Below are 25,414 nucleotides of genomic sequence, written 5' to 3'. Positions count from 1 at the left end.
GGCGAGGCCCTGCGCCTGCACCAGGCACGGCTGATTGCAGCCCAGCTCGCGGGCGCGTTGTCGGCCGTGTTCGAACGCACGCTGCAGTACGCCAACGAGCGCCAGCAGTTCGGCCGCGCCATCGGCAAGTTCCAGGCGATCCAGCACCAGCTCAGCGTGATGGCCGAGCATGTGTTCGCCGCGCGCATGGCCGCGCAGATGGGCTGCACCGCCGGCGGCGCGCAGGCGCTCGCGCCCGATGCGCTGCGCGTGGCCGTCGCCAAGGCACGCACCAGCGAGGCCGCGCTCGAGGTCGCGGCCCTGAGCCATTCCATCCACGGCGCCATCGGCTTCACGGCCGAGTTCGACCTGCAGGTCTACACGCGCCGCCTGCACGCCTGGCGCCAGGCGGCCGGCGCCGAATCGCACTGGCACGACCTCATCGGCACGCTGCTGCTCGATGGCCGCTTCGAGCGCTCGCTCGACCTGCTGCGCGCCGCCACCGATCCCGTCGCGGCCTGACCGCCCTTATCTGGAGACATCACCCCATGGACAGCTTCCTCAAATCCGAGCGCGACGGCGCCATCCTCGTGCTCACCATGAGCCAGCCGCAGACGCGCAACGCGCTCACCGGCAACAGCGCGGTCGAGGAGATCGTGCAGGCCTGCGCCCAGGTCACGCGCGACCGCGGCATCCGCGTCGTCGTTCTGACCGGCGCCGACCCCGTCTTCAGCTCGGGCGGCAACGTCAAGGACATGCAGCGCTACGAAAAGGAGGGCCTCTCGCCCGAGGTCATTCGCGAGGAGTACCGCAACGGCATCCAGCGCCTGCCCAAGGCGCTCTACAACCTCGACGTGCCCGTGATCGCCGCCGTCAACGGCCCCGCGGTCGGTGCCGGCCTCGACCTCGCGTGCATGTGCGACATGCGCGTCGCCTCCGAGAAGGCCACCTTCGCCGAGAGCTTCGTCAAGGTCGGCATCGTGCCGGGCGACGGCGGCGCCTGGCTGCTGCCGCGCGTGGTCGGCATGTCGAAGGCCTCGGAGATGGCCTTCACCGGCGATGTCCTCGACGCGCAGGAAGCGCTGGCCTGCGGTCTGGTCTCGCGCGTGGTGCCGCACGAGCGGTTGATGGAGGAGAGCCTCAAGCTCGCCGCGCGCGTGGCCGCCAACCCCGGCGGCGTGCTGCGCATGACCAAGCGGCTGCTCCGCGAGGGCGAGCGCAGCACGCTCGAATCGCTGCTGGAGATGTCGGCGGGCTACCAGGCCATTGCGCACATGACGAGCGATCACCGGGAGGCGGTGCGGGCGTTCATCGAGAAGCGCAAGCCGGTGTTCGGGAACGACTGAAAGCTACCTCTGCCCGGGCTGCGTGCTTGCGATCGCGTGCGTTCGCGACATCTTTGCTGTCAGTCGATAAAAGTTCATTCACATTCATTAGAAAAGCAGTCGATCTCTCTGAGCAATCAGTGCCATTTTTGCAACTTGGTGGCTTTACCATAGTTCTCCGATCCTGATAATCGACATCCCCGACGAATGCGCCGACAAAAGAGCGCTGGGGGTTTGATTCAGGGGAGGACACAAGGGATGAATCGCCAGTTGCATCGCGTCATCTTCAATGCCGCCAGGGGCATGCGGATGGTGACGCAGGAGACGGCCAGGAGCACCGGCAAGGGCTCCAGCAAGGCCACATCGACCATGGCCTGCGGCGCACCGGAGGGCGCGAGCACCTGGGGCGCCAGGCTGGCCGCCATCGCGCTGGCCGGCATGTTGGCGACGCTATCGGCGCAGTCCCAGATCGTCGGAGCGCCCAACGTTCCCGGGAGCCTGCGCCCCACCGTGCTGGTCGCACCCAATGGCGTTCCGCTCGTCAACATACGAACTCCGAGCGTCGCCGGCGTCTCGCGCAACGTCTACAACGCCTTCAACGTCGGTGCCAACGGCGCCATCCTCAACAACAGCCGGGGGAACGTGCAGACCCAGCTCGGCGGCTTCGTGCAGGGAAATCCCAACCTGGCCACGGGGCCCGCGCGCATCATCGTCAACGAAGTGAACGGCGGCAATCCGAGCCTGCTTCGCGGCTATCTGGAAGTCGCGGGCCAGCGCGCCGAGATCATCATCGCCAACCCGGCGGGCATCAGTGTCGATGGCGGCGGCTTCATCAACGCATCGAAGGCGACGTTGACGACAGGGACGCCACAGTTCAACGCGATCGGTGGGCTCGACAGCTTCGTCGTACGTGGTGGCACCGTGAGCATCGATGGCGCGGGCCTCGATGCAAGAAGAACCGACTATGCGGCCATTCTCGCGCGCGCCGTGCAGGTCAATGCCGGCATCTGGGCCAGCGAGCTCAAGGTTGTGACGGGCGCCAATCAGATCGGTGCCGATCATGCGCAGATCGCGCCCACGACTGGAGCAGGCGCGACACCCGCTTTTGCTCTGGACGTCTCCCGGCTAGGCGGGATGTTCGCCCATCACATCTTCCTGAAGGGCACGGAGGCCGGCCTGGGCGTGCGCAATGCCGGCAACATCGGTGCGAGCGCCGGCCAACTGGTCGTCACGACAACGGGCCGGCTCGAGAACACCGGCACGCTCGAAGGCACGCGCGTGGAAATCGCCGGGGCAGGCGATATCGACAACCGCGGTGGGACGATTCGGCAAACCAGCGGCATAGGGCTTGTGATCGCTTCGCCGACGCTGTCCAACACGAACGGGGGCGTGATCGGTGTCGAACGGTTGCCGGCCTCGACGACTGGCGGCGCGGATGGCGGCGCGGGCGGCACCACAGGCGGCACCTCCGAACCGGGTGCGCCGGCCAATGGCTCCGGCTCCGGTGGCGCTGCGGCTGCACCCGTGTCAGCACCAGCACCAGCGCCCTTCATACCCACCTCGCCCGGTGCCGTCACGGCCACGGGCGCCATCCTGAACGACGGCGGGAAGATCTACGCTGGCGGACCGATTGCGTTGCAGACCCCACGGATCAGCAATGCGGGTGGCGCGCTTTCGGTGGCCAGCATGGCGGTTATCGGCCCGGACTTCAGCAACGCGGGCGGCACACTCCATGTCAGCGACAGCTTCAGCGCCAACGTCGGTCGGTTCGACAACACGGGCGGCAAGCTGAACGCAGGCGCGTTGAACATTGCGACCAGCAACGACCTGCTCAACAACGACGGCGTATTGGCGAGCGCTACGCATGCCAGCCTCACGGTCGGTGGCAAGGCAGACAACCTGCGCGGAAGCATCTCCGCGGCAGGGGCCTTGGGTGCGACCGTGGCGGGTGCCATGAACAACAGCAGTGGCACCCTGACTTCCAACGAGGCGCTGACGCTCGATGCCGGTTCGCTGGACAACACGCAGGGCCGCATCCAGTCCGCCCAGGCCGGCGTGCGGCTCGGCGTGACTCACGCGCTGGACAACGGCGGTGGTGGCAGCATTCAGGCAGCCAGCGACCTCGGCATCCGCTCGGGCTCGCTGGCCAACGGAGGGAGCCTGCGCGGCGGCAACGATGCCGATATCGTGGTCGTCGGCGCGATGACCAACGATGGCAGCGTGATCGCGAGACGGCACGCCACCATCGCGGCTGGCAGCGTGCGGAGCAGTGGCACCGCTGTGCTCGGCGCCGGCATCCGCGAAGACGGCAAGCTCGGCGGAGCCGGCGATCTGCGCGTCACCGCCGCCGGTGCGCTGGTCGCCAACGGCACCAGCCTGGCGGCCGGCGATGCAGTGCTCCAGGGGGCGAGCGTCGATCTCTCCGGCAGCCAGACCCATGCAGCCGACATCACGATCACGGCCACGCAGGGCAATGTCGTCACTACCAACGCCGCGGTGACCACTCCCGGCACGCTGGCGATCGGCGCCAACGGCAATGCCGCGCAAACCCTCGTCAACGACGCCGGCAAGCTCGGTGCAGCCCGATTGAGGATCGAGGTCTCGAACATCGCCAATACGAACAAGGGCGAGATCGTGCAGACCGGCAACGGAGTCACCCGGATCGTGGCCGCCGGCGCCATCGACAACAGCGGTGGGACGTTGGCGAGCAACGGTGGCTTCGATCTCGTCGCGGCGAGCCTGAGCAACAGGAGCGGCATCCTGCGGGCGGCTCAGGCGTCGGACCTGGTGGTCGCGGTGGCGGGCCTCGTGGACAACCGCCAGGGCGAAATGAGCGCGGGCGGCAACGCCGCGCTTCGAGCGGGCGGTCTCGACAACGAGAACGGACGCATCGCGGCCGCTGGCGATGTATCGAGCGCCACGAGCGGCGAGATCAGCAACCGCGGCGGCACGATGGCCGCGAACGGGCGTGTCACGCTGAACGCCGCAAGCCTGGACAACACGGGCGGCAAGGTGTCCGCGCTGGACTCCTTGACGGCCAGTGTCCAGGGCGCGGTGAACAACGCCTCGGGCACGTTGGTCGCCGATCGGGAACTCGTGCTCGATGCGGGCTCGCTGGCCAACGACAAGGGTGCCATCCAGTCGACGCAGGCCTCGACCCGCTTGAACGTGAGCGGTGCGCTGGCCAATGGCTCGGGCTTCGCGGGGGGCGCGACCGACCTGCGCATCGAGGCGGGCAGCCTGTCCAATGCAGGCAGCCTGCGCGCTGGCAACAATCTCGCCGTCGCGGTGGCGGGGCTGTTGGCCAACGATGGAAACATCACCGCGGGACACAACACCACCATCGCCGCTGGCAGCGTGCAAGGCGGCAGCTCGGGGGTGGTCGGCGCCGGCATCCAGAGCGACGGCAAGCTCGGCGCGGCGGGAGACCTCGTGGTGAGCGTTAGCGGGGCGCTCGTGGCAACGGGAACCCATCTCGCGGCCGGCAACGCCACCTTGCAAGGGGCGAGCGTCGACCTCTCGAAAAGCCAGGCCAGTGCCGCGAGCATCGCGCTCGTTGCAACGCAAGGCGACGTCACCACCAGCAGGGCCAAGGTGCTCACCGCGGGCACGCTGGCGATCCGCGCCAACGGCAACGCCGGGCAAGCGCTCGTGAACGATGCGGGCCTGCTCAGCGCCAGCCGATTGCTGATCGATGTTTCGAACCTTGCCAACACCAACGGTGGCGAGATCGTGCAGACCGGCTTAGAGGCGACCACCATCGCCATGGGTGGCACGCTGAACAACGATGGCGGGCGCCTTGCCAGCAACGGACGCGACCTCAGCCTGCGCGCCGGCGCGATCACGAACAAGGCGGGCACCATCGAGCACGCAGGCAGCGGCGCGTTGGACATCGCTGGCGGCAGCTTCGATGGAACGAACGGGCGGATCACGACGAACAACGCGCTGACGGTCAAAATGTCGGGAGCCTTTGACCAAGGCGGCGGCACGACCAGCGCCAAGCGGATCACGATCGACGCCGGCTCGCTGGACAATCGCGGCGGCCAGATCCTCCAGACCGGCACCGATGCCACGCATATCGCCGTGGCCGGTACGCTCGACAACGGCAATGCGGGCGTCATCGCCAGCAATGGAGACACGACCATCGTGGCCGGCAGCCTGTCCAACCGGGGCGGCTCGATTCGTGCGGCACAGGCTGCGGGCCTCGCTGTGAACGTGAGCGGCCTGCTCGACAACAGCGACAAGGGCTCGATCGGCGCTGGCGGCGACGTTGCCGTCCGGGCCGGCAGCCTCGCGAACGACGCGGGCAGCCTGACGGCCATCGGCAACCTCGATGCCACTGTGTCGGGCGTGGCCACCAACGTCGGCGGCACGCTCGCGGCCAATGGCAACACAACGCTCAGGGCCGACAGCCTGGACAACAGTGCGGGGACGGCTGCGGCCGTCAACGGCAACCTGAGCGTGATGACCACCGGGCCGACGCTCAACGTCGGCGGCATGTTGCAGGCGGGCGGCGGCACCACGCTGAGCACTGACGGCTTCGTCAATCGGGGCGGCAAGGTCTTCGGAAAGACCTTGTCCGTCGACACGCACGACAACACGCTCGATAACAGCGCGAACGGCACCATGGCCGCGACCGCCACGGTGGTCATTCGCTCCGGCACGCTCCTCAACGATGCCGGCCTGGTGCAAAGCGGCGGCGCGATGACCCTCGACACAAATGGCCGAAGCCTGAGCAATACCAACGCCGCGGGCCATGGCAGCAAGCAGGGTGGCATCGTCAGCGCCGGCACGCTCACGCTCGACACCGGCGCGCTCGACAATGCGGCCGGGTTCATCGGCGCGAAGAACGCGCTGGCGGCCAGCACGCGGGACTTTTACAACACGCAGGGCGGCACGTTCTCGGCCAGTCCAGCGTCGCGGTCGTCACCCATGGCGCCACCTACGACAACAGCGGCGGCAAGACGCAGGCGGTGGGCGATCTCAGAATCGAGGCCGCGGATGTCCGGAACTCGGGCGGCCTCGTGCGCTCCGCCGCAACGACGACGCTGAGAGCCGGCACCGTCATCAACACCACCACGCAGGGCCAGGATCAGGGCATCGAGGGCAGGAACGTCGTTGTCGATGCCATCAACCTGGACAACGACGGGGGAGCGATCCGTGCCGACGTCGACGTCACCATTGGCAGCAGCGGCACGGTCAGCAACAGGAATGGCCTGATCTCGGCTGGTGACACGCTCGTCATCGTCGACCCTCATGCAGCGAATCCCGGCGCGAAGACACTCAATCTCATCAACACCGACGGCACGCTGGTGGCCGACAAGGGCCTGAAGATCGATGCCGCCGCGTTCAGCGGAGACGGCAAGGTCGTCTCGGGCAAGGACCTGCGCCTCGCGCTCACACAGGACATCGTCAACAACGGCGAGGTGGCTGCCAACGGAGACCTCAGCTATACCACCACCGGCCATCTCACGAACAACGGCAAGCTGCTGGCGGGCCAGACCCTCACGGTGGGCGGCAACACCATCGACAACACCGCCAATGCGGAGATGTCGGGGCAGCACACCGTCGTCCAGGCCAGTGGAACGCTCACCAACCGAGGCTTGATCGACAGCCGGGGAACGACCCGGATCGATGCGGGCGTGCTGACCAACACCGGCACCGGACGCATCTACGGCGATGCTGTCTCCATCGGCGCCGGTACGCTCGAAAACGCGGCCGAAACGGTCGCAGGCGTGACCAAGGCGGGGACCATCGCGGCGCGTGGCGACCTGAACATCGGCGCGGCGAACATCCGCAACCGTGAGCATGCACTGATCTTCAGCCAAGGCAACATGTCCATCGGTGGAGCGCTCGATGCCGAGCGCAAGGCCACCGGGCAAGGTGCCGTGCTCGATAACCTCAGTGCCGACATCGAGTCCATCGGCAACATGCGCATCGCGATGGCGCAGGTCAACAACCGCGACGTGTACATCCGCAAGGGCACGCCCACCGTGACGTTCGGCGGCGCCATAGCCATTGCTCCGACGACGCCCGTGGGCAGCGGCATCGGCAGGACGACGCTCTACACCCTGGACGAGGTCAACGTCGATGCCGCCAACGGCCTTGTCTTCCGCAAGGACACCGGCGAACTCGTGGGCATCGGCGGCTATGGCATCTGGCAGAACGTCACCACGACCACGGAAGACACGGCGGCCGACGCCGCTCCCGCGCGACTCGTCGCGGGCGGCAACATGAACGTCGACGGCCGTCTCTACAACGAGAACAGCCAGGTGCTGGCCGGCGGAACGATCACCGCCACCAGCTACCAGTCTTCCCAGCTGTCGGGCACGCGCTCTGTCGTCGGCTCGGCCACTGTGATCGACACCACAGGGCAGTTGCAGACGCCGGTCCCCATACCGATCGTCATACCACCGCAGACGATCTCGCTGGGTGGCTACAAGTACCAGTCGAACCTCAACGCGACCATGGGCTACGACGCCGGGACAGCACCGGTCGGTGGCGCCACGGGCGGCGCGGCCGGCACGGGCAGTGTGAGCGGTGGCAACGGCCCTGGCGCCATCGTGGAGGTGGCGGCCAGCGTGGGCGAGGTGATGAAGACCGATGGTCGGAGCGTGGGCAGTTCGGCGGGCTCGAGTGGACCTGGAGGCACCGCGCCGACGGAGGCCGGCGTGGGCACCACGACCGTTGCCGCGAATGGATCGGCACAGGGCACAGCGTCCTCCGCCCAGGCCGGCGCAAGCCGGACCATTCCGATGGTCGTGCGCACCAGCGCGCCGAGCACGGGCATTCCCAACGCCAGCCTGTTCAGCCTGCGCACGAGCGGCGGCCACCTGATCGAGACCGACCCGCGCTTCGCGAACTACCGCAACTGGCTCAGCAGCGACTACCTGCTGAACAACCTGGGCCTCGATCCGAACAACACGCTCAAGCGCCTGGGCGACGGTTTCTACGAGCAGAAGCTCATTCGCGAACAGGTGGCCAAGCTCACGGGCTATCGCTACCTGAAGGGCTTCAGCAACGACGACGACCAGTACACCGCGCTGATGAATGCCGGTGCGACCTTCGCCAGGCAGTACGGGTTGCGGCCTGGTGTCGCGCTGAGCGCGGCGCAGATGGCGCAACTGACCAGCGACATCGTCTGGCTGGTCGAACAGACCGTGACGCTGCCCGACGGCAGCACCCAGCGCGTACTGGTGCCGCAGGTCTATGTGCGGGTGCGGCCCGGGGACATCGATGGTTCGGGGGCGCTGCTGAGCGCCGACACCACCGTCATCGAGGGCCAGGGCGACGTGGTGAACACCGGCACCATCGCCGGTCGCAGCCTGGTCAGGATCGACGCCGGGAACGTCGGCAACCTGGGTGGCCGGATCGACGGCGGCGCCATCGGCATCAACGCCCGCAACGACCTGAGCAACATCGGGGGCAGCATTACCGCGCGGGACGCCGCGGTGCTCACGGCCGGGCGCGACATCGACATCCGGACGACGACGTCGACAGCCGCTGGCAACACGGCCATCGACCGCGTGGCCGGCGTCTATGTGACCAACCCAGGCGGTACGCTCGTCGCCTCCGCAGGCCGCGACGCGAACCTCGTCGCGGCGGCCCTGGTCAGCGCCGGCGATGTGTCCGTGGACGCCCGGCGCAACATCGACCTGGGCACCGTGACCGAAGGCCATGGCATCGCGATCGTGGGCCGCAACGGCGCGGGCATCGCGTCCGAGAGCCGGGAGGTGGGTTCAGTCGTGCAGGGGCAGGGCAATGTGCGGCTCGCCGCCGGCAACGACCTTCGTATTCGCGCGGGCGCGGTGGCCAGCACCGACGGTGCTCTGGTGGCCACCGCCACCAACGACATAGACGTCTCGGCGGGTCAGGCCACGAGCAGCGTGTCGACCGCCACGCAGAGGTCTTCGAAGAGCCTGATCAGGAAGAGCAGCTCCAGCACCTTCGACAGCACCACCACCACCGAAGTGCTTTCCAGCAGCCTGAGCGGAAAGAGCGTGGTGTTGGTGGCTGGTAACGACGTCAACCTGCAGGCCGCGCAGCTTCGCTCCGAAGATGCCACCAGCCTGTCGGCGGGGCGGGACATCAACCTGAGCACGGCAAGCCGCAGCACCGTGGAACTGCATGCGGCGCAAAGCCGCAGCAGTGGCACCGTCTTCGGGCAGGCACTCGCTGCCGCGACCTTCGCCGGCGATCCGACAGCCGTGGCCATTGCCGGCAACAAGAAGTCCAGCAACAGCGCCGGCGCCAGCGTCGATACCCAGACCGTCGGCACCCAAATCTCGGCCGGCAGCCTGCAGGCCGTGAGCGGACGCGACATCGGCCTGAAGGGCGCCACGATCGTCGCGGACAAGGACGTCACCCTGATGGCCGGGCGCGATCTGCGCATCGAGAGTGCGCAAGGCACCCGTGTGGAGAACCGCTACGACGCCAGCAGCAGTTCCGGGATGATCGGCCAGTGGTACAACCCGGCCATCGGCAACGTCAAGGGCTCGCAGGCCAACGCGACCACGGGCACGACGCAGCAAGCCAGCCAGGTGGCCAGCCTGCAAGGCAACGTGACGCTGGTGGCTGGCAACGAATACCGACAAACCGCGAGCAGCGTGTTGGCCGCCGGGCAAGCCGGTGCGCTGGCGGGCGGCGACGTCAACATCCTCGCGAAGAACGTCGTCATCAACGAGGCGTACGACACCACGCAGTCCGTCACGCTGGACAGGAGTTCCAGCACCATCGTGGGCGGCAGTGCGAACTTCATGGGGGTGGGTACCGACACCATCAAGGGCGCATCCAGCACTATCAGGGCCATCGGCGAAACAAGCGACGGGCGGACGAAGGCGCTAGGCGCCATCAATCTGGCCATGAGCGGCAAGCAGACCTATGACGCGCTTAGTACCGTGGCCAACGGGTCGAAGCTGAGCTATGGCGTGAGCGTGAACGTCAGCCGCAACAGCAGCCAAAGCACGAGTTTCACCAATAGCACCCAAGCCGTAGGCTCGGGCATCGTGGGAGCAAACAACGTCAACGTCGTCGCCACGGGCGACGGCAAGAACTCCAACATCAGCGCTGTTGGCTCCACGATCACTGGGGGCAATACCATCAATCTCGTGGCCGACAACGACATCTCGCTTAGGGCGAGCCAGAACACGGTCGTGACGGCTGGCCAGAATTCCAGCCGCGGCGCCAACGTCGGCGTGACCTTGGGTGGCGGTGCGCAAAACGGATTCAGCATCCAATTGGGTGTGAACAGCGGCAAGGGCGGGAACAACCAGAACGATGTCAGCTACAACGCCACCAACGTCAGCGGCAAGGCTGTCAACGCCATCAGCGGCGGCGACCTGAACATGCGCGGCGGCATCATCGAGGCCAACCGCATCGTGGCCGATGTGGGGCGCAACCTGAACATCGAGTCCTTGCAGGACGTGAGCGTGGGTCGGTCCCGCCAGGGCAGCTCGGGCTTGAGCCTGAACCTGTGTATCCCGCCGTTCTGCGGCGGGGTTTCCACGGTGGGTAGCGGTGCAGCCGGGGCCAAGGCCGACGGCGTCTTGGTCAGTCCGAGTGTGCAGGCGGGTATCAAGGCCGGGGATGGCGGCTTCGACGTGAAGGTGAAGGGCGACACGAATCTCATGGGCGCCGTGATCGAGAGCACGCAGGCCGCTGTTGACGATAAGAAGAACAGTTTCGATACCGGCGGCACGCTAACCACGCGCGACCTGCAGAACCTAAGCCGGTCCAGCGGCAGCAGCTACTCGGTCAGTGGGGGAGTGGGCTTCTTCGCGGGGGACGAGCAATCCCATCGGCAGGTCTTGCGCGAACGTGGTATGAGCGAAGAGGACATCAACGCATTGAGGCGCCCCTCCGGTGGTGCGGGCGTGAGCAGTTATATCGGGAAAAATCAGACCAGCACGACGAAGTCGGGCATCTCCGGCATTGCGGGCGATCAGGGCGTACGCACCGGTGATCACACCAGCACGGGCACGCTCGTGAAGGACTGGAATACGCAGACGATTCTCAAGGATGTGCAGGCGCGAGCCCAGATCGCGCAGGCCTACAACACCAACGTCGCGCGCGAGATCGGGGTCTATGCAAGCCGCCAGACGACCAAGTATCTGGTCGCCAAGGGGGTAGCCGAGTCGGCCGGCAAAGTACTGAACGATCCAGACACCAGCCCCACTGAACGGGCCCAGGCTCAGGCTCAGTTTGAAGCGGCAAGCCGGACCATCCTGACGGAGCAGCAGAACTACGACAACTGGAAGGAGGGAGGGCCCTTGCGGGCTTCCCTGCACGCAGCGGCTGCCGCGCTGAGCGGGGGCGTCGGCGGTACGCTCGGCGCCGGTCTGAGCTCGACATTGATGGGAAGCCTGGGGCCGGCGATCGACGAATTGGGGTTGTCCTCTCCGGTCAAACAAGCCCTGAGTGCCGTGACTGCCGCTGCCGTCGGGGCAACGGTCGGGGGAGCATCCGGAGCGGCCAGTGGTTTGAGCATCGATATCAACAACCGGCAACTGCGAGAGAGCGAAATCCGAAAGCTGGCGGAACTCAAGAAGGGCCGCTCAAAGGAGGAACAGGCCAGGCTGGATGACGCCGCCTGTGCCCTCATCCGCTGCGCGGCCGATCTCGACCCCAACGACCCCGAAGGCACCCAGACGCTGCAGTCGCAACTGCGCGGAGCCACCTACACCGCCGAGAAAGAGGAACTGCAAAGAACCGGCCTGTTTACATACACCCAATGGGACCAGGTGGGGGATATCGGAGGAAGGGTTCGGAATGCGGTCAGCAAGGATTCGCTGAGTGCCTATCGTGGCGCCAAGAACCTGGTGGCAATGGCCGAGAAGGAAATCGGGCTGGCACTTCAAGCCCAATCCGGCCCCAATCCTGACCTGCCGCCCGATCTCCAAGACGGCTCGAGTCCGGGTACCGGTGGGACGGCGGTTGTGACGCCGCCAATCGCTGTGCCGTGTGGGGTAATGCTTTGCTTGGTACCAGGAGTGCCCGTTCGCTCTGGGCAATATGTTCCAGACAACTTGACGTATTCGTCGTCACATACCTCTGGAGGAACTGGGGCTACGGGGGCAGGCGGTGGGTCGTCGGGGAGTGGTCCGAGTAGCCCTGTTACTACGGCGCCAGTTAACGTAACGGGTGTTCGCGCAATCGATGCTGCCCAAAGTTATGAAGTGGGCGTTCGTGGAATGTACGGGCCGACATCATTTCAACAGCGAAAATTTACCGCCATCGTCAACGGGCAGCAAGTTAATGGAATTGCGGACACCGTCACCACAGTTGCTGGAAGAGATATAGCGGTGGAGGCGAAGTTTGTGGACGATTGGGCGAGTTCTCTTAGAAACCCCAACAGTCCGGAAGGTGGTCAGTCGTGGGCCTTGGTAGAGCAGCAAAAAATGATTGACCAAGCTGCGAAATATACGGCTGCCTTTGATGGTGGCGTTGTTTATCATACCAATAGCATAGATTTGGCGCGGTATTATACCGGTCGGTTTAATGATGCTGGCATCTCTAATTTTCGTTTTGTGATTACTCCGACTAGATAATCTTAAAAGGATATATATGGCGACAGAAATGGAAAAGATTCTTGGCGGTCCAATTGGAAGAGAGGGGAATATTCCCGGTCAAGTTGATGTTGTGGGTAAAGAGTTTATTTATTTTCAGGATAGCGGAAATGACTCGGTGCATCATCAATTTGATGAATTGACTAAATTTGATGGCAATGCCGGCGCTAAGAGTGGAGGTGCAAGCACTCAAGGGGTTCGTATTGTTTTTCCTGACATGTCGATATTTCATGCTATTGGATATCGCGGAGATGTTTCGGGGTGGAGGCGGGTTATTCGAGAGAGGGCGGAAATCCTTGGAATTTTGCTGGGGAAAATTGAAGGAGAGGATATTGTGCTGTCCAATGGGCGAGTTGTCTCCCTAAAGGATTGTCAAGTGGTTTTTGAAAATGCTTGACCTGATTGGCGTTGAGTTGGCGTTTGAGAGAGCGGGGATGATTCACGAAACAGGAAATGGGCGAGATGTACGACCGGCGCGAGGCGCTGTTCAGCATTGGCGTTGAGAAATTGGAGGAGGGCTATCCTTACGTTCGTCCGGATCTCCCAGAATTGTTCGAGTCGGCAACGGTAGAGCGCCTGGCTTCGGATCCATGGCTTGATATGTCGCTGCTGGACCGAGCCGAATTTCTCGGCCCAGACTGCGGCGGCATGCGCCATGACCTGTGGGTAGACCGCAGCGCTCGCCGGTCGGTGGAATGGCGAGCGTTCTGCGACTAACTCACCTCGATCGATGGGGCCCCGACGAACAGTTGGGAGGAATCGACACTTCGTTCCGAGTCGAGGTTCTACCGATACAAGGATGAAAAGAATCCCTAACGGGGCGATATCTTGAGAAAACCGTTCTCGCCCGCGTGCGGGCCAGGGATCAGGTTTCGATTTTTACAGGGAGCAGAATGAAAAAATCTAAATGGAGTGTTCGGCTTGCCGCGATGGCACTGTGCTTGACTTCGATGGCGGTCGGTGGCTGTACCTATTCGCAAATCAACCCAGAAGCCGCGCTGGAAGACGTCCGCACCAACAACGGCTACTACGAACTGAAAAGCGTCGAGCCCGGCAGCACGAAGCTTGTCTTGCGCACACCCGGTGTCGTTGCCGCATCGGCCGCGGCCCAGTACGCAGTCAGCACCGCCGAGGCGCCTTGCGAGGGCTTCCAGCACCTGGGCGCCGCGGCGAGTGCGGGCCACGGCGTCGTTTATCCGTGGATCGCGCGGGCCACGCGCGTGGGCTCGGGAGCCGAGCCCTTCCTGGTTCACGAGGCGACGCCGGGGCAGCCGATCCAGGTTCGCGGCATCGGTAAATGGAGCACGGGCGGCGCGAACATCGCCTTTCAGCACGGCAGTTGCGGACCGGAGGTCGTGCGCTTCACGCCTCAGGCGGACCGCGCCTACGCGGTGGAGTTCATCTGGGGCAAGGGCATGTCCTGCCGCCTCGCGGTGATGGACGCGACAGACCCTGACGCGCCTCAACCGGTGGGGTCCAGGCCCGTCCCCGGCTGCCCGGCACCCGCGCGCTGAGCGCCATCGCCATGAAGAAGCATCTGTCGGCGGCGGTGGCCGCCACCTTGCCCTTGCTCGCTTCCGCGCAGCTCGCTGCCACGCCGCAACCCTTCGTCGAGCAGCAGCGTCAGCAGGAGCGTGAACGCGCCCTGCGCGAGCAGAACGAACGCAGCGTCGACCAGCGTTCGCAGGCGGCTCCTCCAGCGCCCACGCAACGCATCCCCGAGGCCGAGGCGCCGTGCTTTCGCATCGATCGTGTGCTGCTGGCGGGCGAGCAGTCCGAACGCTTCCAGTGGGCCATCGCCGACCTGTCCGGCCCCGAGGACAACGACTCGCCGCTGGGCCGCTGCCTCGGCACGGCCGGCGTCAACGTCGTGCTCGCGCGCGCGCAGCGGGCCGTCATCGCGCGCGGCTTCGTCACCAGCCGTGTGCTGGCCGCGCCGCAAGACCTCTCCACCGGCACCCTGACGCTGTCGCTCGTGCCCGGCCGCATCGCCGCCATCCGCCTCGCACCGGATTCCTCGTCGACTCTGCTCGGCGGGGGCGCCCTGCTGGCCACCGCGATCCCCGCGCGCGTTGGCGAGCTGCTGAACCTGCGCGACATCGAGCAAGGGCTCGAGAACCTCAAGCGCGCGCCCACCGCCGAGGCCGACATCCAGATTGAGCCTTCCGCCGCTTCCGATGCCAGGCCCGGCGACAGCGACCTCGTCGTCAAGTACGTCCAGTCGAGGATATGGCGCCTGAGCTTCAACCTCGACGACAGCGGCACCGAGGCCACGGGCCGCAACCAGGCCGGTGTCACCTTGTCGCTGGACAACCCCCTGGGACTCAACGATCTCTTCTACCTCAACGCCAACCACAGCATCAACGGCCACTTCCTTTCGGAGCCGCGCTACGGCACCGAAGGCCAGACGGTGCACTACTCGCTGCCCCATGGCTATTGGATGCTGGCCTTCACGGCCTCCAACAGCCAGTACCACCAGACCGTGGCCGGCCTGAGCCAGGACTACATCTACGCCGGCAAGACCAAAAACGCCGAGATCAAGCTCTCGCGCCTGATCTACCGCGACCAGCAGCGCAAGACCACGCTGGCGATCAAGGGCTGGCGCCGCGAGTCGCGCAACTTCGTCGACGACACCGAGGTCGAGGTGCAGCACCGCGTGGTGGGCGGCTGGGAGGCCAGCCTGAACCACAAGGAGTTCATCGGCGAGGCGACACTCGACGGTACGCTGGCCTACAAGCGCGGCACCGGCGGCTTCGGCTCGCGCACCGCGCCGGAGGACGAGTTCGGCGAAGGCACTTCGCGGCTGAAGCTCTACACGGCCGAGATCGGCCTCGGCGCTCCGTTCAAGCTCGGCGAACAGAGGCTGCGCTATTCGGGCCTGGTGCGCGCCCAATGGAATCGCACGCCGCTGACGCCGCAGGATCGCTTCGCGATCGGCGGGCGCTACACGGTGCGCGGTTTCGACGGAGAGACCAGCCTGATGGGCGAGTGCGGCTGGCTCATCCGCAATGACATCGGCTGGGCCATCCCCTGGGGCGACGGCCCGAGCGGCGCTGAACTCTACGCGGGCATGGACTACGGTCATGTGGGCGGACGCTCGACCGTCGATCTCCTGGGCCGCAGCCTGGCGGGCGCGGTCGTCGGCGTGCGCGGCCAGTGGGCCCGGCTGAGCTACGACTTCTTCGCCGGCGCGCCCATCCGCAAGCCGCAGGGCTATCGCACCGCCAAGGTGGCGCTGGGGTTCAATCTCAACGCCAGCTTCTGATGCCGGGACATGGGCCCGCGTCTCGACTTTCTTCGCCGGAGGTGATCGAATCTCGCGCAGATGGCCAAGCTCGATCCGCTGAACACCTCGCGCTACTGGCATGCCCCCGACCTGCCGGGCATGGACCTGCTGCATGCGGACTTCAGGACCCACGAGTACGCACCGCATGTGCACTACTCCTTCGTGATTGCGGTCACCGAGGCAGGTGGCTCCGAGTTCACGAGCCGGGGCCGCACCGGCATCGCGCAGCCGCGCTCGCTGCTGGTCTTCAATCCGGCCGAGCCGCATTCGGGGCGCATGGCGGGCAGCGAGCGCTGGCGCTATCGTTCCTTCTATCTGGCCGATGCGGGCATCAGGCACCTGACGAACTCGCTGGGGCTGGACCAGACTCGCTACTTCGCATCGAACACCATCGACGATCGGCAGCTCGTCGACAGCTTCCTCGCGCTGCACCAGGCCTTCGACGGCGACGGCCTGCCCGGTGATTCGCTGCGCCGGCAGGAGTTGTTCGTGCAGGGCTTCGGCACGCTGTTCGAGCGCCATGCCCTTGCCGGGCAGCGCGCGCTGTCGATGCCCGGAGGTGCAGGCGTGCTCGCGCCAGTGCTCGAGCTGCTGCACGACGCCTATGCCGAGAACCTGAACCTCGAACGCATGGCGGCCGTTGCCGACCTCACGCCGTTCCAGCTGATCGGCGCCTTCAACCGCACGATCGGGCTCACGCCCCATGCGTACCTCACGCAGTTGCGGATCCGGGCCGCCATCGTCCATCTCGCGGCGGGCCGGCCGCTGACCGACGCGGCGATCGCGAGCGGCTTCTACGACCAGAGCGCGCTCACGCGACACTTCAAGCGCACCTTCGGCATGACGCCGTTGCAGTACGTGCGCGCCCGCAAGGGCTGAGCGCTTCCCGCAATTTTCGCCAATACGCTGGCGCGAACGCCGGCCAGGATGCGTGCCACGGCTTCGGCCTTTCCGCCACGGCACGCTCCATGACCACGACCCTCGCGCTTCCCGCCGCCACGCGCGGCCAGTTCCTCTCCTTTGCCGCGCTGCTGCTCGGCGCGGCCGCGCTGGCGCTGGGCGGCGTGTTCCTGCGCCACAGCGAGCTGCAGCCCACGGCCAGCGCGGTCTACCGCGTGGCGCTCGCGATCCCGGTCTTCTTTTTGCTCGATGCACTGGCGGCACGCGCCGAACCGGCGCCCCGGGCCGCGGCGGCGTTTCCGGTCAAGCTGGTGCTGGTCGGCTTCATCTTCTCGGGCAACCTCGCGCTCTACCACTGGTCGATGACCCTGACCACGCTGGCCAATGCGAACCTGCTCGCGAACCTCGCGCCGATCTTCGTCGTGCTCGGGGCGCGGCTCTTCCTCGGCAAGAAATTCAAGCGCGGCTTTCTCGCCGGCATGCTGTGCGCGCTGGCCGGCGCCTTCCTCCTGATCGGTCACCGGCTCGACTTCGGCTCGGGCCGCATGGCCGGCAACCTGCTGGGCCTGTTGTCGGCGGTGTTCTACGGCAGCTACCTGCTCGCGGTCAGCCTCGTGCGCTCCAACCACCGCACCATGAGCGTGATGGCCTGGAGCAGCCTCGGCACGCTGGTCGTGCTGCTGCCGGTCGCGTTGCTGCGCGGCGAATCGCTGCTGCCGCACACGCTGCACGGCGTGCTGATGCTGCTCGCACTGGCGCTGGTGTCGCACGTGGGCGGGCAGGGCCTGATCGCCTATGCGCTGGCCAAGCTGCCCGCGGCGCTGTCCTCGATCACGCTGCTGGTGCAGCCCGTGATCGCGACGGTGCTCGGTGGCTGGCTGTTCCAGGAGTACCTGAGCCTCACCGAGTTCGCCGGCGGCGCGATCATCCTGATCGGCATCGTGACCGCGCGGCGATTTTCCTAGTCCCTCCGTCAGACCGAAGATCCGATGTCACCCTATCTCTGCCATCTAGACCCCGATTGCCTGCGCTTCGAAGCGGGCGTGATTGCGCGCCGCCCCGACGCCGTGCTGCTCGACCGCTCGTATTTCTATCCGGGCGTTGGCGGCCAGCTGAGCGATCGCGGCACGCTGCAATGGAAGGGCCGCGAATTGCGCGTGGAGCGCATCGAGACGGAAGGCGCCAACGCCTGGCACTGCCTCGCCGAGGGCGAGACCGCGCCCGAGTCCGGCGAGCGTGTCGTTGCGAACGTCGACTCCGCGTTCCGCTTCCTGATGAGCCAGCTGCACACGGGCCTGCACATCCTCAATGCGCTGGTCTACCAGCGCTTCGAGGGCTCGCTGGTGACCGGCGTGCAGATGGCGGCCGACGGCACGGCCCGCATCGACTTCGACCTGCCCGCGGCCGACAACAACGCGTTGCGCGCGCTCGAACCCGAACTCAACGCGCTGATCGGCGACGGCCTGCAGGTCAACGTGCTGTACCTCGACGCGGCCGCACTCGCACGCGAGCCCGGCCTGCTGCGCAGCCGCTCGGTCGCGCCGCCGCGCCAGGACGACGGCATGACACGCATCATCGAGATCGCGGGCCTCGACCGGCAGGCCTGCGGCGGTACCCACCTGACGAAGACCTCGCAGTCGGCGCCGCTGCGCATCCTCAAGATCGAGAACAAGGGGCAGCACAACCGGCGCATCCGCATCGGCCTGGCCGCCTAGGGCCGGCATGACGACGGTCGAGATCCTGCGCGCGCTGGTCGCCTTCGACACCACCTCGCAGCGCTCCAACCTCGACCTGATCGACTGGGTGGCCGATTACCTCGCGGCCCACGGCGCGGATGTGCACCTCGTGCGCAGCGACGAAGGCCGCAAGGCCAACCTGCTCGCGCGCATCGGTCCCGATGCGGAGGGCGGCATGGTGTTGTCGGGACACAGCGACGTGGTGCCGGTGGCGGGACAGTCGTGGCGCTCCGAGCCCTTCGCGCTGGTCGAGCGCGAGGGCCGCTTCCATGGCCGCGGTGCGGCGGACATGAAGGGCTTCATCGCGGCCTGCCTGTCGGCCGTGCCCGCATGGCAACGCGACAGGCTGAAACGCCCGATCCATCTCGCGTTCTCGTACGACGAAGAGATCGGCTGCCTCGGCGTGCCGCGCCTCGTCGACAGCCTCAAGGCGCGCGTGCAGGCGCCCGCGCTCGCGATCGTCGGCGAGCCCACCGGCATGCGCATCGGCGTGCGGCACCGCGGCTTCTTCGGCCATCGCGCGCTGTTCAGCGGGCTGGCCGCGCATTCGAGCGATCCCTCGCTCGGCGCCAGCGCGATCGAACCTGCGGCGCATCTGGTCACGCGCCTCGCGCGGCTGCGCCGCAGTCTCGATCGACAAGGGCAGGTGGCCACGCTCAATGTCGGGCGCATCGATGGCGGCAGCGCGATCAACATCGTGCCCGGTTGCTGCGAGGTGCTGTGGGAGTTCCGCCCCGAGGACGAGGCCGCGGCCGAGCGCGTGCGCGCCGCGGTGCGCCGCATCCTCGCGGCCCTGCCCGCGGGCGTGAAGGTCGAGGCCGAGCAGGTCGCGGGCGTGCCCGCGTTGTCGGCGCAGGGCAACGAGCCAGCGGTCTCGATCGCGCGCACGCTCGGCGCGCTGTGGCCCGAAGCCGAATTGCCCTTCGGCACCGAGGCCGGCTTCTTCCAGCAGGCCGGCATTCCGACGGTGGTGTGCGGGCCGGGCTTCATCGCGCAGGCGCATCAGCCCGACGAATGGATCGCGGCGGACCAGTTGCGCGCGGCCGATGGCTTCATGGCCTCGGTGGGGGCGTGGGCGAGGCGCGACGTGGCCGGGCGGTTGCACGCGAGCCGGCGTGAATAGAAAGACCGGAACCGGCGAGGCACGCGCGAGCGCACTTCGCGACAATGCCACCCCCATGGACCTCGCACCCGATGCCTCTCCCGCCGCCGACGACGGCCTGATCCAGTCCGCCGACGGCCAGCGCCATTGCGCCTGGCACCCGCAGATGCCCGACTACCACGCCCACGAATGGGGCCGCCCGGTCGGCGACGACCGCGCGCTGTTCGAGAAGATCTGCCTCGAGGGCTTCCAGTCGGGCATGGCCTGGATCACCATCCTGCGCAAGCGCGAGGCCTTCCGCGCGGCCTTCGCCAACTTCGAGATCGACGAGGTGGCGGCCTTCGGCGAGAAGGACATCGAGCGCTTGATGGCCGATGCCGGCATCGTGCGCAACCGCGCGAAGATCGTCTCGGCGATCAACAACGCGAAGCGCGCGCAGGAACTGATCGCCGAGGCCGGCTCGCTGGGGGCATGGTTCTGGCGCTTCGAGCCCGCGCCGAAGGATCGGCCGGCCGTGGTCGACATCGCCTACTACCGCGCCAACCCGACCACGCCGGCGTCGCAGCGCATGTCGAAGGAATTGAAGCAGCGCGGCTGGACCTATGTCGGCCCGACCACGCTCTATGCGCTCATGCAGGCGATGGGGCTGGTCAACGACCACATCGAGGGTTGCGCTTGCCGCGCGGCGGTGGAGGCGGCACGCGAGCGCTTCAAGCGGCCGGGCTGAATCGCGCGTCGACCCGGACCTCGCCGCCCGAGCGACGTCAATCCGGGTTTGCCGCTTGGCCGCCATTTGGTTGTTTATTGCAAACATGCGGCTTGCAACAGATAAGAAAAATCCGCTGATCTGCACACATCGGATTAGTGACATGGACTTACGCGATTACCATTCGCGACGCGCTCCGGAGAGGGAGGCGCGGTTTTCGAATTAAAAAGAGGAGCCTTCATGTTGAAGAAGTCATTGGCGATCGCCTGCGTGGCGACGTTGCTTTCTGCCTGCGGCGGTGGTGGTGGCGGAGGCGGCGGGGCTTTCCCGCCATTCCCGGCACCTGCACCGGCACCTTCCCCGGCACCCGCGCCCGCACCGGCGCCTGCGGCCGACACGACACCGCCAAGCGTCGTGGCCTTCAATCCCACGGCCAGCACCGACGTTCCCCGCAACACCGAGATATCGGCCACCTTGAGCGAAGCCTTGCTGGCAACGACGGTGACCGACAGCAATCTGCGCATTACCCGTTGGGGGGTTGCCGTTCCAGGCTCGTTGAATTACGACGCCACGAAAAACAAGATTTCCTTCGCTCCGACGAAGGCGCTGGATCTGCTGGCCAATTACACGGTGACGGCGGGGACGGGCCTGAAGGACCTGGCGGGCAACAGCCTGGCCGCGGAGAAGTCCTGGTCGTTCCGGACGGCCGACGGGAGTTGGGACGCCCCGCATGAGCTTGAAGCGGCGACGACCAACCCTGGCAATCTCGTTGCGGTCCAGGATGGTCAAGGAAATACGGTGGCGATCTGGGCTAGCCAGGTCGCAGGTGCTTTCCAGATCCGCACTGCGGTGCAGAACGCGAGTGGTGATTGGGGTGATTCCAGCAGATTGAGCACGCCCGGAAATTACCAGGCCCTGGTTCCGCAGATCCGCTTCGACAGCCAAGGCAATGGCTTGGCCATCTGGATGCAATTGGATCAAACAGGCGCTGAGGTGTGGTCATCACGCTTCGTGAAAGGCACCGGATGGCAAGCGCCGATACGACTGGACCGCACTCGCAACACAGGCTTTGGCGCGTCGCTCGCGATCGACACCGAAGGAAATGCCTTTGCTGTCTGGGGCAAGGGGGAAACGGAATACGGCAATTCGGATATCTGGGCCTCCCGCTTCACGCCGGCCGGCGGTTGGCAGGCACCGGTCAGAGTGGGCAGTTCGGCCAACATCGGCATCTACGATCAGGCCGAGCAGCCGCAGGTGGCCGTGGATGCCGCAGGCAATGCCTATGTGCTGTGGGTTCAAAGGGCCAGCGAATCGCCGGTCTGGGTCGCGCGCTATCAAGTCGGCAGCGGCTGGCAGCCTGCGGTTTCGCTGGGTGCTGCTCGACGGGGCGATCCCTACGCTCCGAGGCTCGCCGTTTCCGGCTCGGGTCAGGTGATGGCGCTGTGGAACGCTTTTGTTCCCTCGGGCACGTGGTATCGCTTCGACCTGTGGTGGAGCGCTCTCGCAACACCGGGCGGCAGTTGGACTTCGCCGGCCCTGCTGGAGAACGACGATGTGGGCGATGCCATGAATCAGGTGCTGACAGTCGACGGTGCGGGCAACTTCCATGCAATCTGGCAGCAGCAAGACGTTTCCAACTACCGCAGCGATCTCGTTCATCGCCGGTATACGCCCGGCGTGGGTTGGGAGGCGACCACGACCGTCAGTACGGCGAATGGCACATATTTTCAGAATCGCTTCCCCAGCCTGGTGGCAGACCGCAATGGCAACTTGATGGCGCTGTGGGGCGTTTACAAATCGGGTAGCGGCGGAGCAGAGGAGGGCACGTTCGCCAGGCGCTACGTGGCCGGTGAAGGATGGCGCGCCACCGTTCGCGTAGGCGCCACGGGAGCCGCAGCAGCGGCAACCACCTCGCTGGATGTGCAAGCGGATGGCTCCATTGCAGCGACCTGGATGGAGCCTGTGGAAAACCGTGGCAACGGGCCGATATTTGCGGCTCGGTTCAAGTAACAAGCGCCCGTCCTGACGCTTCCCGAAGCGCGTTCGCGGAGCTGTCTGTCTGACGCGCAGGGCGTCCCTCGGGGTTGATTCGACCCCGGGGATGCCCCCCAAAGCACTTTGCAAAACAACCAAGAGGAGAAGAGGATGAGGAATAACACGTACCGCGCGCTAGGCATCGCGCTGCTTGCCACGTTGACCGCATGTGGAGGCGGCGGCGGCGGTGGTGGAGGAGGCGGCGGTTTCCCGATCGCGCCCATCGCGGTCACGCCGCCACCGGCAGCCAATCCCGACCCGGTGCCCCAGGATCCCGTTCTGCCGGCCCTGTCGCTGGACTTCGAGCTGCTGACCAACGAATTCGATCCGGTGAAGCTGCTCGCCGCGCTGAATGCGGAAGGAAGCAAGGGATTCCGCTGGGTCACCTCGCCCAACTTCAAGAACGACCCGAGGCATGTGCTGTCGAAGGACACCAAGGCGACGGACAAATACATCTACGAATTCCTGGATGTGGGGCTGTCGCAGGACGACTACCTCACGCAGATCAATGCCAGGGGCGCCCATGGCTTCAAGCTGCTCAACGACGGGGCGGTGGTGCGCAACAGCGCGGTGAGCGCCTGGTACAGCTACACGCTGGAAACGAGCTTGCGAAGGAACAATTCCAATACCGATCCCAACAACGATCCGGTGAGCCTGGATGGCTTCCTGGCGCAGCTCAACGCGAAGGGCGCGCAGGGCAATCGATACGTCGGGCAAGTGCATTTCGCACCGCTGCCGGACGGCCGCTTCAACATCCAGAGCGTGTATGAGAATGCCGGCAACGGTGCCTTCCAGTACGAGATGCTGCCGAGGGCTGGAAAGGACGCCGACTTCATCGCGCAGTTGAATGCGCAGGGCGCGAGGGGATACAGGTTCAACTTCATCGCCTTCCTGAAGAGCGGCGAGGCGAAGGCCTTCTACGTGAAGGACAAGGCGCAGACGCCGAAATTCACCTACTGGATCGTCGATCGCCCCGCCGATGCGTCGGCATTCCTGGCCCAGTTGAAGGACAACGCGAGCCGTGGCAGGGCTTTCTTCATCGACAACTACGCCTCGGGGACCGACAGGGTCACGGGCCCGGGTTCGTCGGAGCCGGTGCAGAAGGTCATCTACTCTGCTTCCGCGCAATGCCAGGGCGTTCTTTGCGGCGACCTGTATGCGTTCTCGATCATGAGCATCTACTGAAGCCGACCACCGCTTCCACGCAGAAATGGCCCGACATCGGGCCATTTCCTTTTGGGGAGCCTCAGCGCCTCAGTTCACGCACTGGAACGACCCCGCCAGATTGACGTCCCCCGACCCCTTGTACTGCGGCCACTTCGGGTAGTCGCACAGCGGCCGCGTGCGCCCCGGCACGCCGGCGGTGTCGGTCGTGACCTGGTTGCTCGGTGCCGTGCCCTTCTCGACCCAGCCTTCGAGCGCGGTCAGCGAGTCCCAGGTGGCGTTGAACACGCTGCTGACCGCATGGCCCAGGCCCGCGACCTCGTAGTAGCGCACGAAGCCATCGACCTCCGACGGGCCCCAGCGCGACTGCAGGCGCTGGTAGTACTGCTCGGTGGCGCGCGTGCTCACGAGCACGTCGGCCAGGCCGTGGGCGAGCAGCAGCTTGCCGCCGCGTGCCTTGAAGGCCGAGATGTCGGTGCTGGCGTCGAGCTGGGTGCTCAGCGCGCTGATGCGGCTGGCCCACGGGCCCGGGTCCTCGGGGTCGAGCGAGAGCGAATCGAAATTCGCGTCGCGCGTCACCGAGTACTTGATCCACTGGTCGGTCAGCACGCTGATGTAGGGCGCGTTGGCCGGCATCGGGCGCGTGGGTTGCGCGCTCCCGAAGGCCAGGAAGGTCACGGTGGGCTCGAGCGGCGAGGTCCAGGTGCTGATGCCGGGATCGGCGCCCCAGATGTTGTAGCCCGGGTACTGGGTCTCGCCGCTGGCCAGCGCGAAGCGGAAGTTGGTCGCGGTGTTGATGCTCTTCATGGCCGCGATCTGCGCATCCGACAGGCAGCTGTTGCCGGTGTCGGCGCCGCCCGCGCAGCGCATGGGCGCGCCCTTGAGCATGGCGGTGGCAGGATCGAAGCGCGCGTTGCACAGCGTCTGGTTGCTGATCAGGCCGTCGGCGACGCCGTCGAGCGCGTCGCAGGCCTCCATGGCGGCGTTGTAGAGCAGCTCGCGCTTGGCGGCATTGGGATAGGCACCGGGCTGCGCCAGCGCGCGGCTCATGCGGTGGCCGCCGAGCAGCGCGGCGGCGTCGTTCCAGGCCGGGTACCAGGCGATGGCGCCGTCCCAGTCGGCGGGCCAGCGCTGGATGGCGGTGACGGCCTCGCGCCCGCCGGTGGAGCCACCCGCGAAGTACGACTTCGAGGGGCTGGCCGCGTAGCGTGCCTGGACGATCGCGAGCGCGGCGTCGTGCGTCTTCTTGAGCGCATCGCCGCCGAAGTTGCGCACGGCCTCGTCGCTGAGGCCGAAGCGGCCGTCCTGCGAGCCGAGCGCATTGGCCTGGTGGCCCGAGTCGCTCGCGAAGGTGGCATAGCCGCGGGCCAGCGGCACGGGCTGGTCGACCGGGCCGTTGGGCACGTTGCCCTTGACGCTGGGAATGCTGCCGTTGAAGCCGCCGCCGCCGAACATCACGACCTTGCGGTTCCAGCTCGTGGGGAGGGCCACGGTGAAGCGGATGTCGGGCGCGCTGGCGTCGACCGGCGAGATCTTGCCCGACACCTCGCAGTACTCGGGCAGCGCGGCCACGCCGGTGCCGGCGGCCGGCACGGTCTTGGTGGCCGTGACGGTGGCG

16 protein-coding genes are annotated in these 25,414 nt (G+C 66.3%); 15 read left to right on the top strand and 1 reads right to left on the bottom strand.

The window, feature by feature from the left end; genetic code table 11:
- The 15 genes from AC27VN_RS06080 to AC27VN_RS06010 all read left to right on the top strand — a co-directional run.
- Positions 1–501, top strand: a 501-nt coding sequence (locus AC27VN_RS06080) for an acyl-CoA dehydrogenase family protein (RefSeq protein ID WP_490875992.1), incomplete at its 5' end; no start/stop codon positions are given.
- A 26-nt stretch (positions 502–527) separates the two neighbouring features.
- A complete protein-coding gene (locus AC27VN_RS06075; protein WP_490875991.1) occupies positions 528–1,325 on the top strand; it encodes a crotonase/enoyl-CoA hydratase family protein in 798 nt (265 codons plus the stop codon).
- A 237-nt stretch (positions 1,326–1,562) separates the two neighbouring features.
- On the top strand, positions 1,563–6,356 hold the full coding sequence (locus tag AC27VN_RS06070) for a two-partner secretion domain-containing protein (protein ID WP_490875990.1): 4,794 nt from the start codon (positions 1,563–1,565) through the stop codon (positions 6,354–6,356).
- Positions 6,278–12,850 (top strand): hemagglutinin repeat-containing protein, encoded by a 6,573-nt coding sequence (locus AC27VN_RS06065; RefSeq protein WP_490875989.1) that lies wholly within the window; start codon positions 6,278–6,280, stop codon positions 12,848–12,850. The genes AC27VN_RS06070 and AC27VN_RS06065 overlap by 79 nt, the downstream gene beginning before the upstream one ends.
- Positions 12,851–12,866: 16 nt before the next feature.
- Positions 12,867–13,265: a hypothetical protein gene (locus AC27VN_RS06060; RefSeq protein WP_490875988.1), complete on the top strand. Its 399-nt coding sequence runs from the start codon at positions 12,867–12,869 to the stop codon at positions 13,263–13,265.
- A 56-nt stretch (positions 13,266–13,321) separates the two neighbouring features.
- Positions 13,322–13,585, top strand: a complete 264-nt coding sequence (locus AC27VN_RS06055) for a hypothetical protein (RefSeq protein ID WP_490875987.1) — start codon at positions 13,322–13,324, stop codon at positions 13,583–13,585.
- Positions 13,586–13,761: 176 nt separating this feature from the next.
- Positions 13,762–14,382, top strand: coding sequence for a hypothetical protein (locus tag AC27VN_RS06050; RefSeq protein ID WP_490875986.1), 621 nt, complete (start codon positions 13,762–13,764; stop codon positions 14,380–14,382).
- An 11-nt stretch (positions 14,383–14,393) separates the two neighbouring features.
- The gene (locus AC27VN_RS06045) at positions 14,394–16,133 is read left to right on the top strand and encodes a ShlB/FhaC/HecB family hemolysin secretion/activation protein (RefSeq protein WP_490875985.1); all 1,740 of its coding nucleotides are present in this window, start codon (positions 14,394–14,396) and stop codon (positions 16,131–16,133) included.
- A gap of 60 nt (positions 16,134–16,193) precedes the next feature.
- Positions 16,194–17,033 carry an AraC family transcriptional regulator gene (locus AC27VN_RS06040; RefSeq protein ID WP_490875984.1) on the top strand — a complete coding sequence of 280 codons (840 nt, stop codon included), beginning with the start codon at positions 16,194–16,196 and terminating at the stop codon, positions 17,031–17,033.
- An 89-nt stretch (positions 17,034–17,122) separates the two neighbouring features.
- The gene (locus AC27VN_RS06035) at positions 17,123–18,019 is read left to right on the top strand and encodes a DMT family transporter (RefSeq protein WP_490875983.1); all 897 of its coding nucleotides are present in this window, start codon (positions 17,123–17,125) and stop codon (positions 18,017–18,019) included.
- A 24-nt stretch (positions 18,020–18,043) separates the two neighbouring features.
- Positions 18,044–18,769 carry an alanyl-tRNA editing protein gene (locus tag AC27VN_RS06030; RefSeq protein ID WP_490875982.1) on the top strand — a complete coding sequence of 242 codons (726 nt, stop codon included), beginning with the start codon at positions 18,044–18,046 and terminating at the stop codon, positions 18,767–18,769.
- A 7-nt stretch (positions 18,770–18,776) separates the two neighbouring features.
- Entirely contained in the window at positions 18,777–19,913 is a 1,137-nt protein-coding gene (gene argE / locus AC27VN_RS06025) for an acetylornithine deacetylase (protein ID WP_490875981.1), read from the top strand.
- Between the two features lie 55 nt (positions 19,914–19,968).
- Positions 19,969–20,619, top strand: coding sequence for a DNA-3-methyladenine glycosylase I (locus tag AC27VN_RS06020; RefSeq protein ID WP_208512016.1), 651 nt, complete (start codon positions 19,969–19,971; stop codon positions 20,617–20,619).
- A gap of 219 nt (positions 20,620–20,838) precedes the next feature.
- On the top strand, positions 20,839–22,608 hold the full coding sequence (locus tag AC27VN_RS06015) for an Ig-like domain-containing domain (protein ID WP_490875980.1): 1,770 nt from the start codon (positions 20,839–20,841) through the stop codon (positions 22,606–22,608).
- Positions 22,609–22,743: 135 nt separating this feature from the next.
- A complete protein-coding gene (locus AC27VN_RS06010) occupies positions 22,744–23,817 on the top strand; it encodes a hypothetical protein (RefSeq protein ID WP_490875979.1) in 1,074 nt (357 codons plus the stop codon).
- Positions 23,818–23,886: 69 nt separating this feature from the next.
- Here the strand turns inward: AC27VN_RS06010 and AC27VN_RS06005 are convergent.
- Positions 23,887–25,414, bottom strand: a 1,528-nt coding sequence (locus tag AC27VN_RS06005) for a tannase/feruloyl esterase family alpha/beta hydrolase (RefSeq protein ID WP_490875978.1), incomplete at its 5' end; no start/stop codon positions are given.

Source organism: Variovorax sp. 20P10.2.4, assembly GCF_058244205.1.
The sequence above is the reverse complement of the archived record's forward strand: the minus strand, read 5'-3'. Positions and strand labels throughout refer to the sequence as shown.

Bases quoted from the DNA above. Each gene is read 5' to 3' on its own strand.
- AC27VN_RS06035 (WP_490875983.1), top strand. From the start codon at position 17,123: ATGACCACGACCCTCGCGCTTCCCGCCGCCACGCGCGGCCAGTTCCTC.
- AC27VN_RS06075 (WP_490875991.1), top strand. From the start codon at position 528: ATGGACAGCTTCCTCAAATCCGAGCGCGACGGCGCCATCCTCGTGCTC.
- AC27VN_RS06070 (WP_490875990.1), top strand. From the start codon at position 1,563: ATGAATCGCCAGTTGCATCGCGTCATCTTCAATGCCGCCAGGGGCATG.
- AC27VN_RS06055 (WP_490875987.1), top strand. From the start codon at position 13,322: ATGGGCGAGATGTACGACCGGCGCGAGGCGCTGTTCAGCATTGGCGTT.
- argE (WP_490875981.1), top strand. From the start codon at position 18,777: ATGACGACGGTCGAGATCCTGCGCGCGCTGGTCGCCTTCGACACCACC.
- AC27VN_RS06060 (WP_490875988.1), top strand. From the start codon at position 12,867: ATGGCGACAGAAATGGAAAAGATTCTTGGCGGTCCAATTGGAAGAGAG.
- AC27VN_RS06015 (WP_490875980.1), top strand. From the start codon at position 20,839: ATGTTGAAGAAGTCATTGGCGATCGCCTGCGTGGCGACGTTGCTTTCT.
- AC27VN_RS06010 (WP_490875979.1), top strand. From the start codon at position 22,744: ATGAGGAATAACACGTACCGCGCGCTAGGCATCGCGCTGCTTGCCACG.
- AC27VN_RS06045 (WP_490875985.1), top strand. From the start codon at position 14,394: ATGAAGAAGCATCTGTCGGCGGCGGTGGCCGCCACCTTGCCCTTGCTC.
- AC27VN_RS06020 (WP_208512016.1), top strand. From the start codon at position 19,969: ATGGACCTCGCACCCGATGCCTCTCCCGCCGCCGACGACGGCCTGATC.
- AC27VN_RS06050 (WP_490875986.1), top strand. From the start codon at position 13,762: ATGAAAAAATCTAAATGGAGTGTTCGGCTTGCCGCGATGGCACTGTGC.
- AC27VN_RS06030 (WP_490875982.1), top strand. From the start codon at position 18,044: ATGTCACCCTATCTCTGCCATCTAGACCCCGATTGCCTGCGCTTCGAA.
- AC27VN_RS06040 (WP_490875984.1), top strand. From the start codon at position 16,194: ATGGCCAAGCTCGATCCGCTGAACACCTCGCGCTACTGGCATGCCCCC.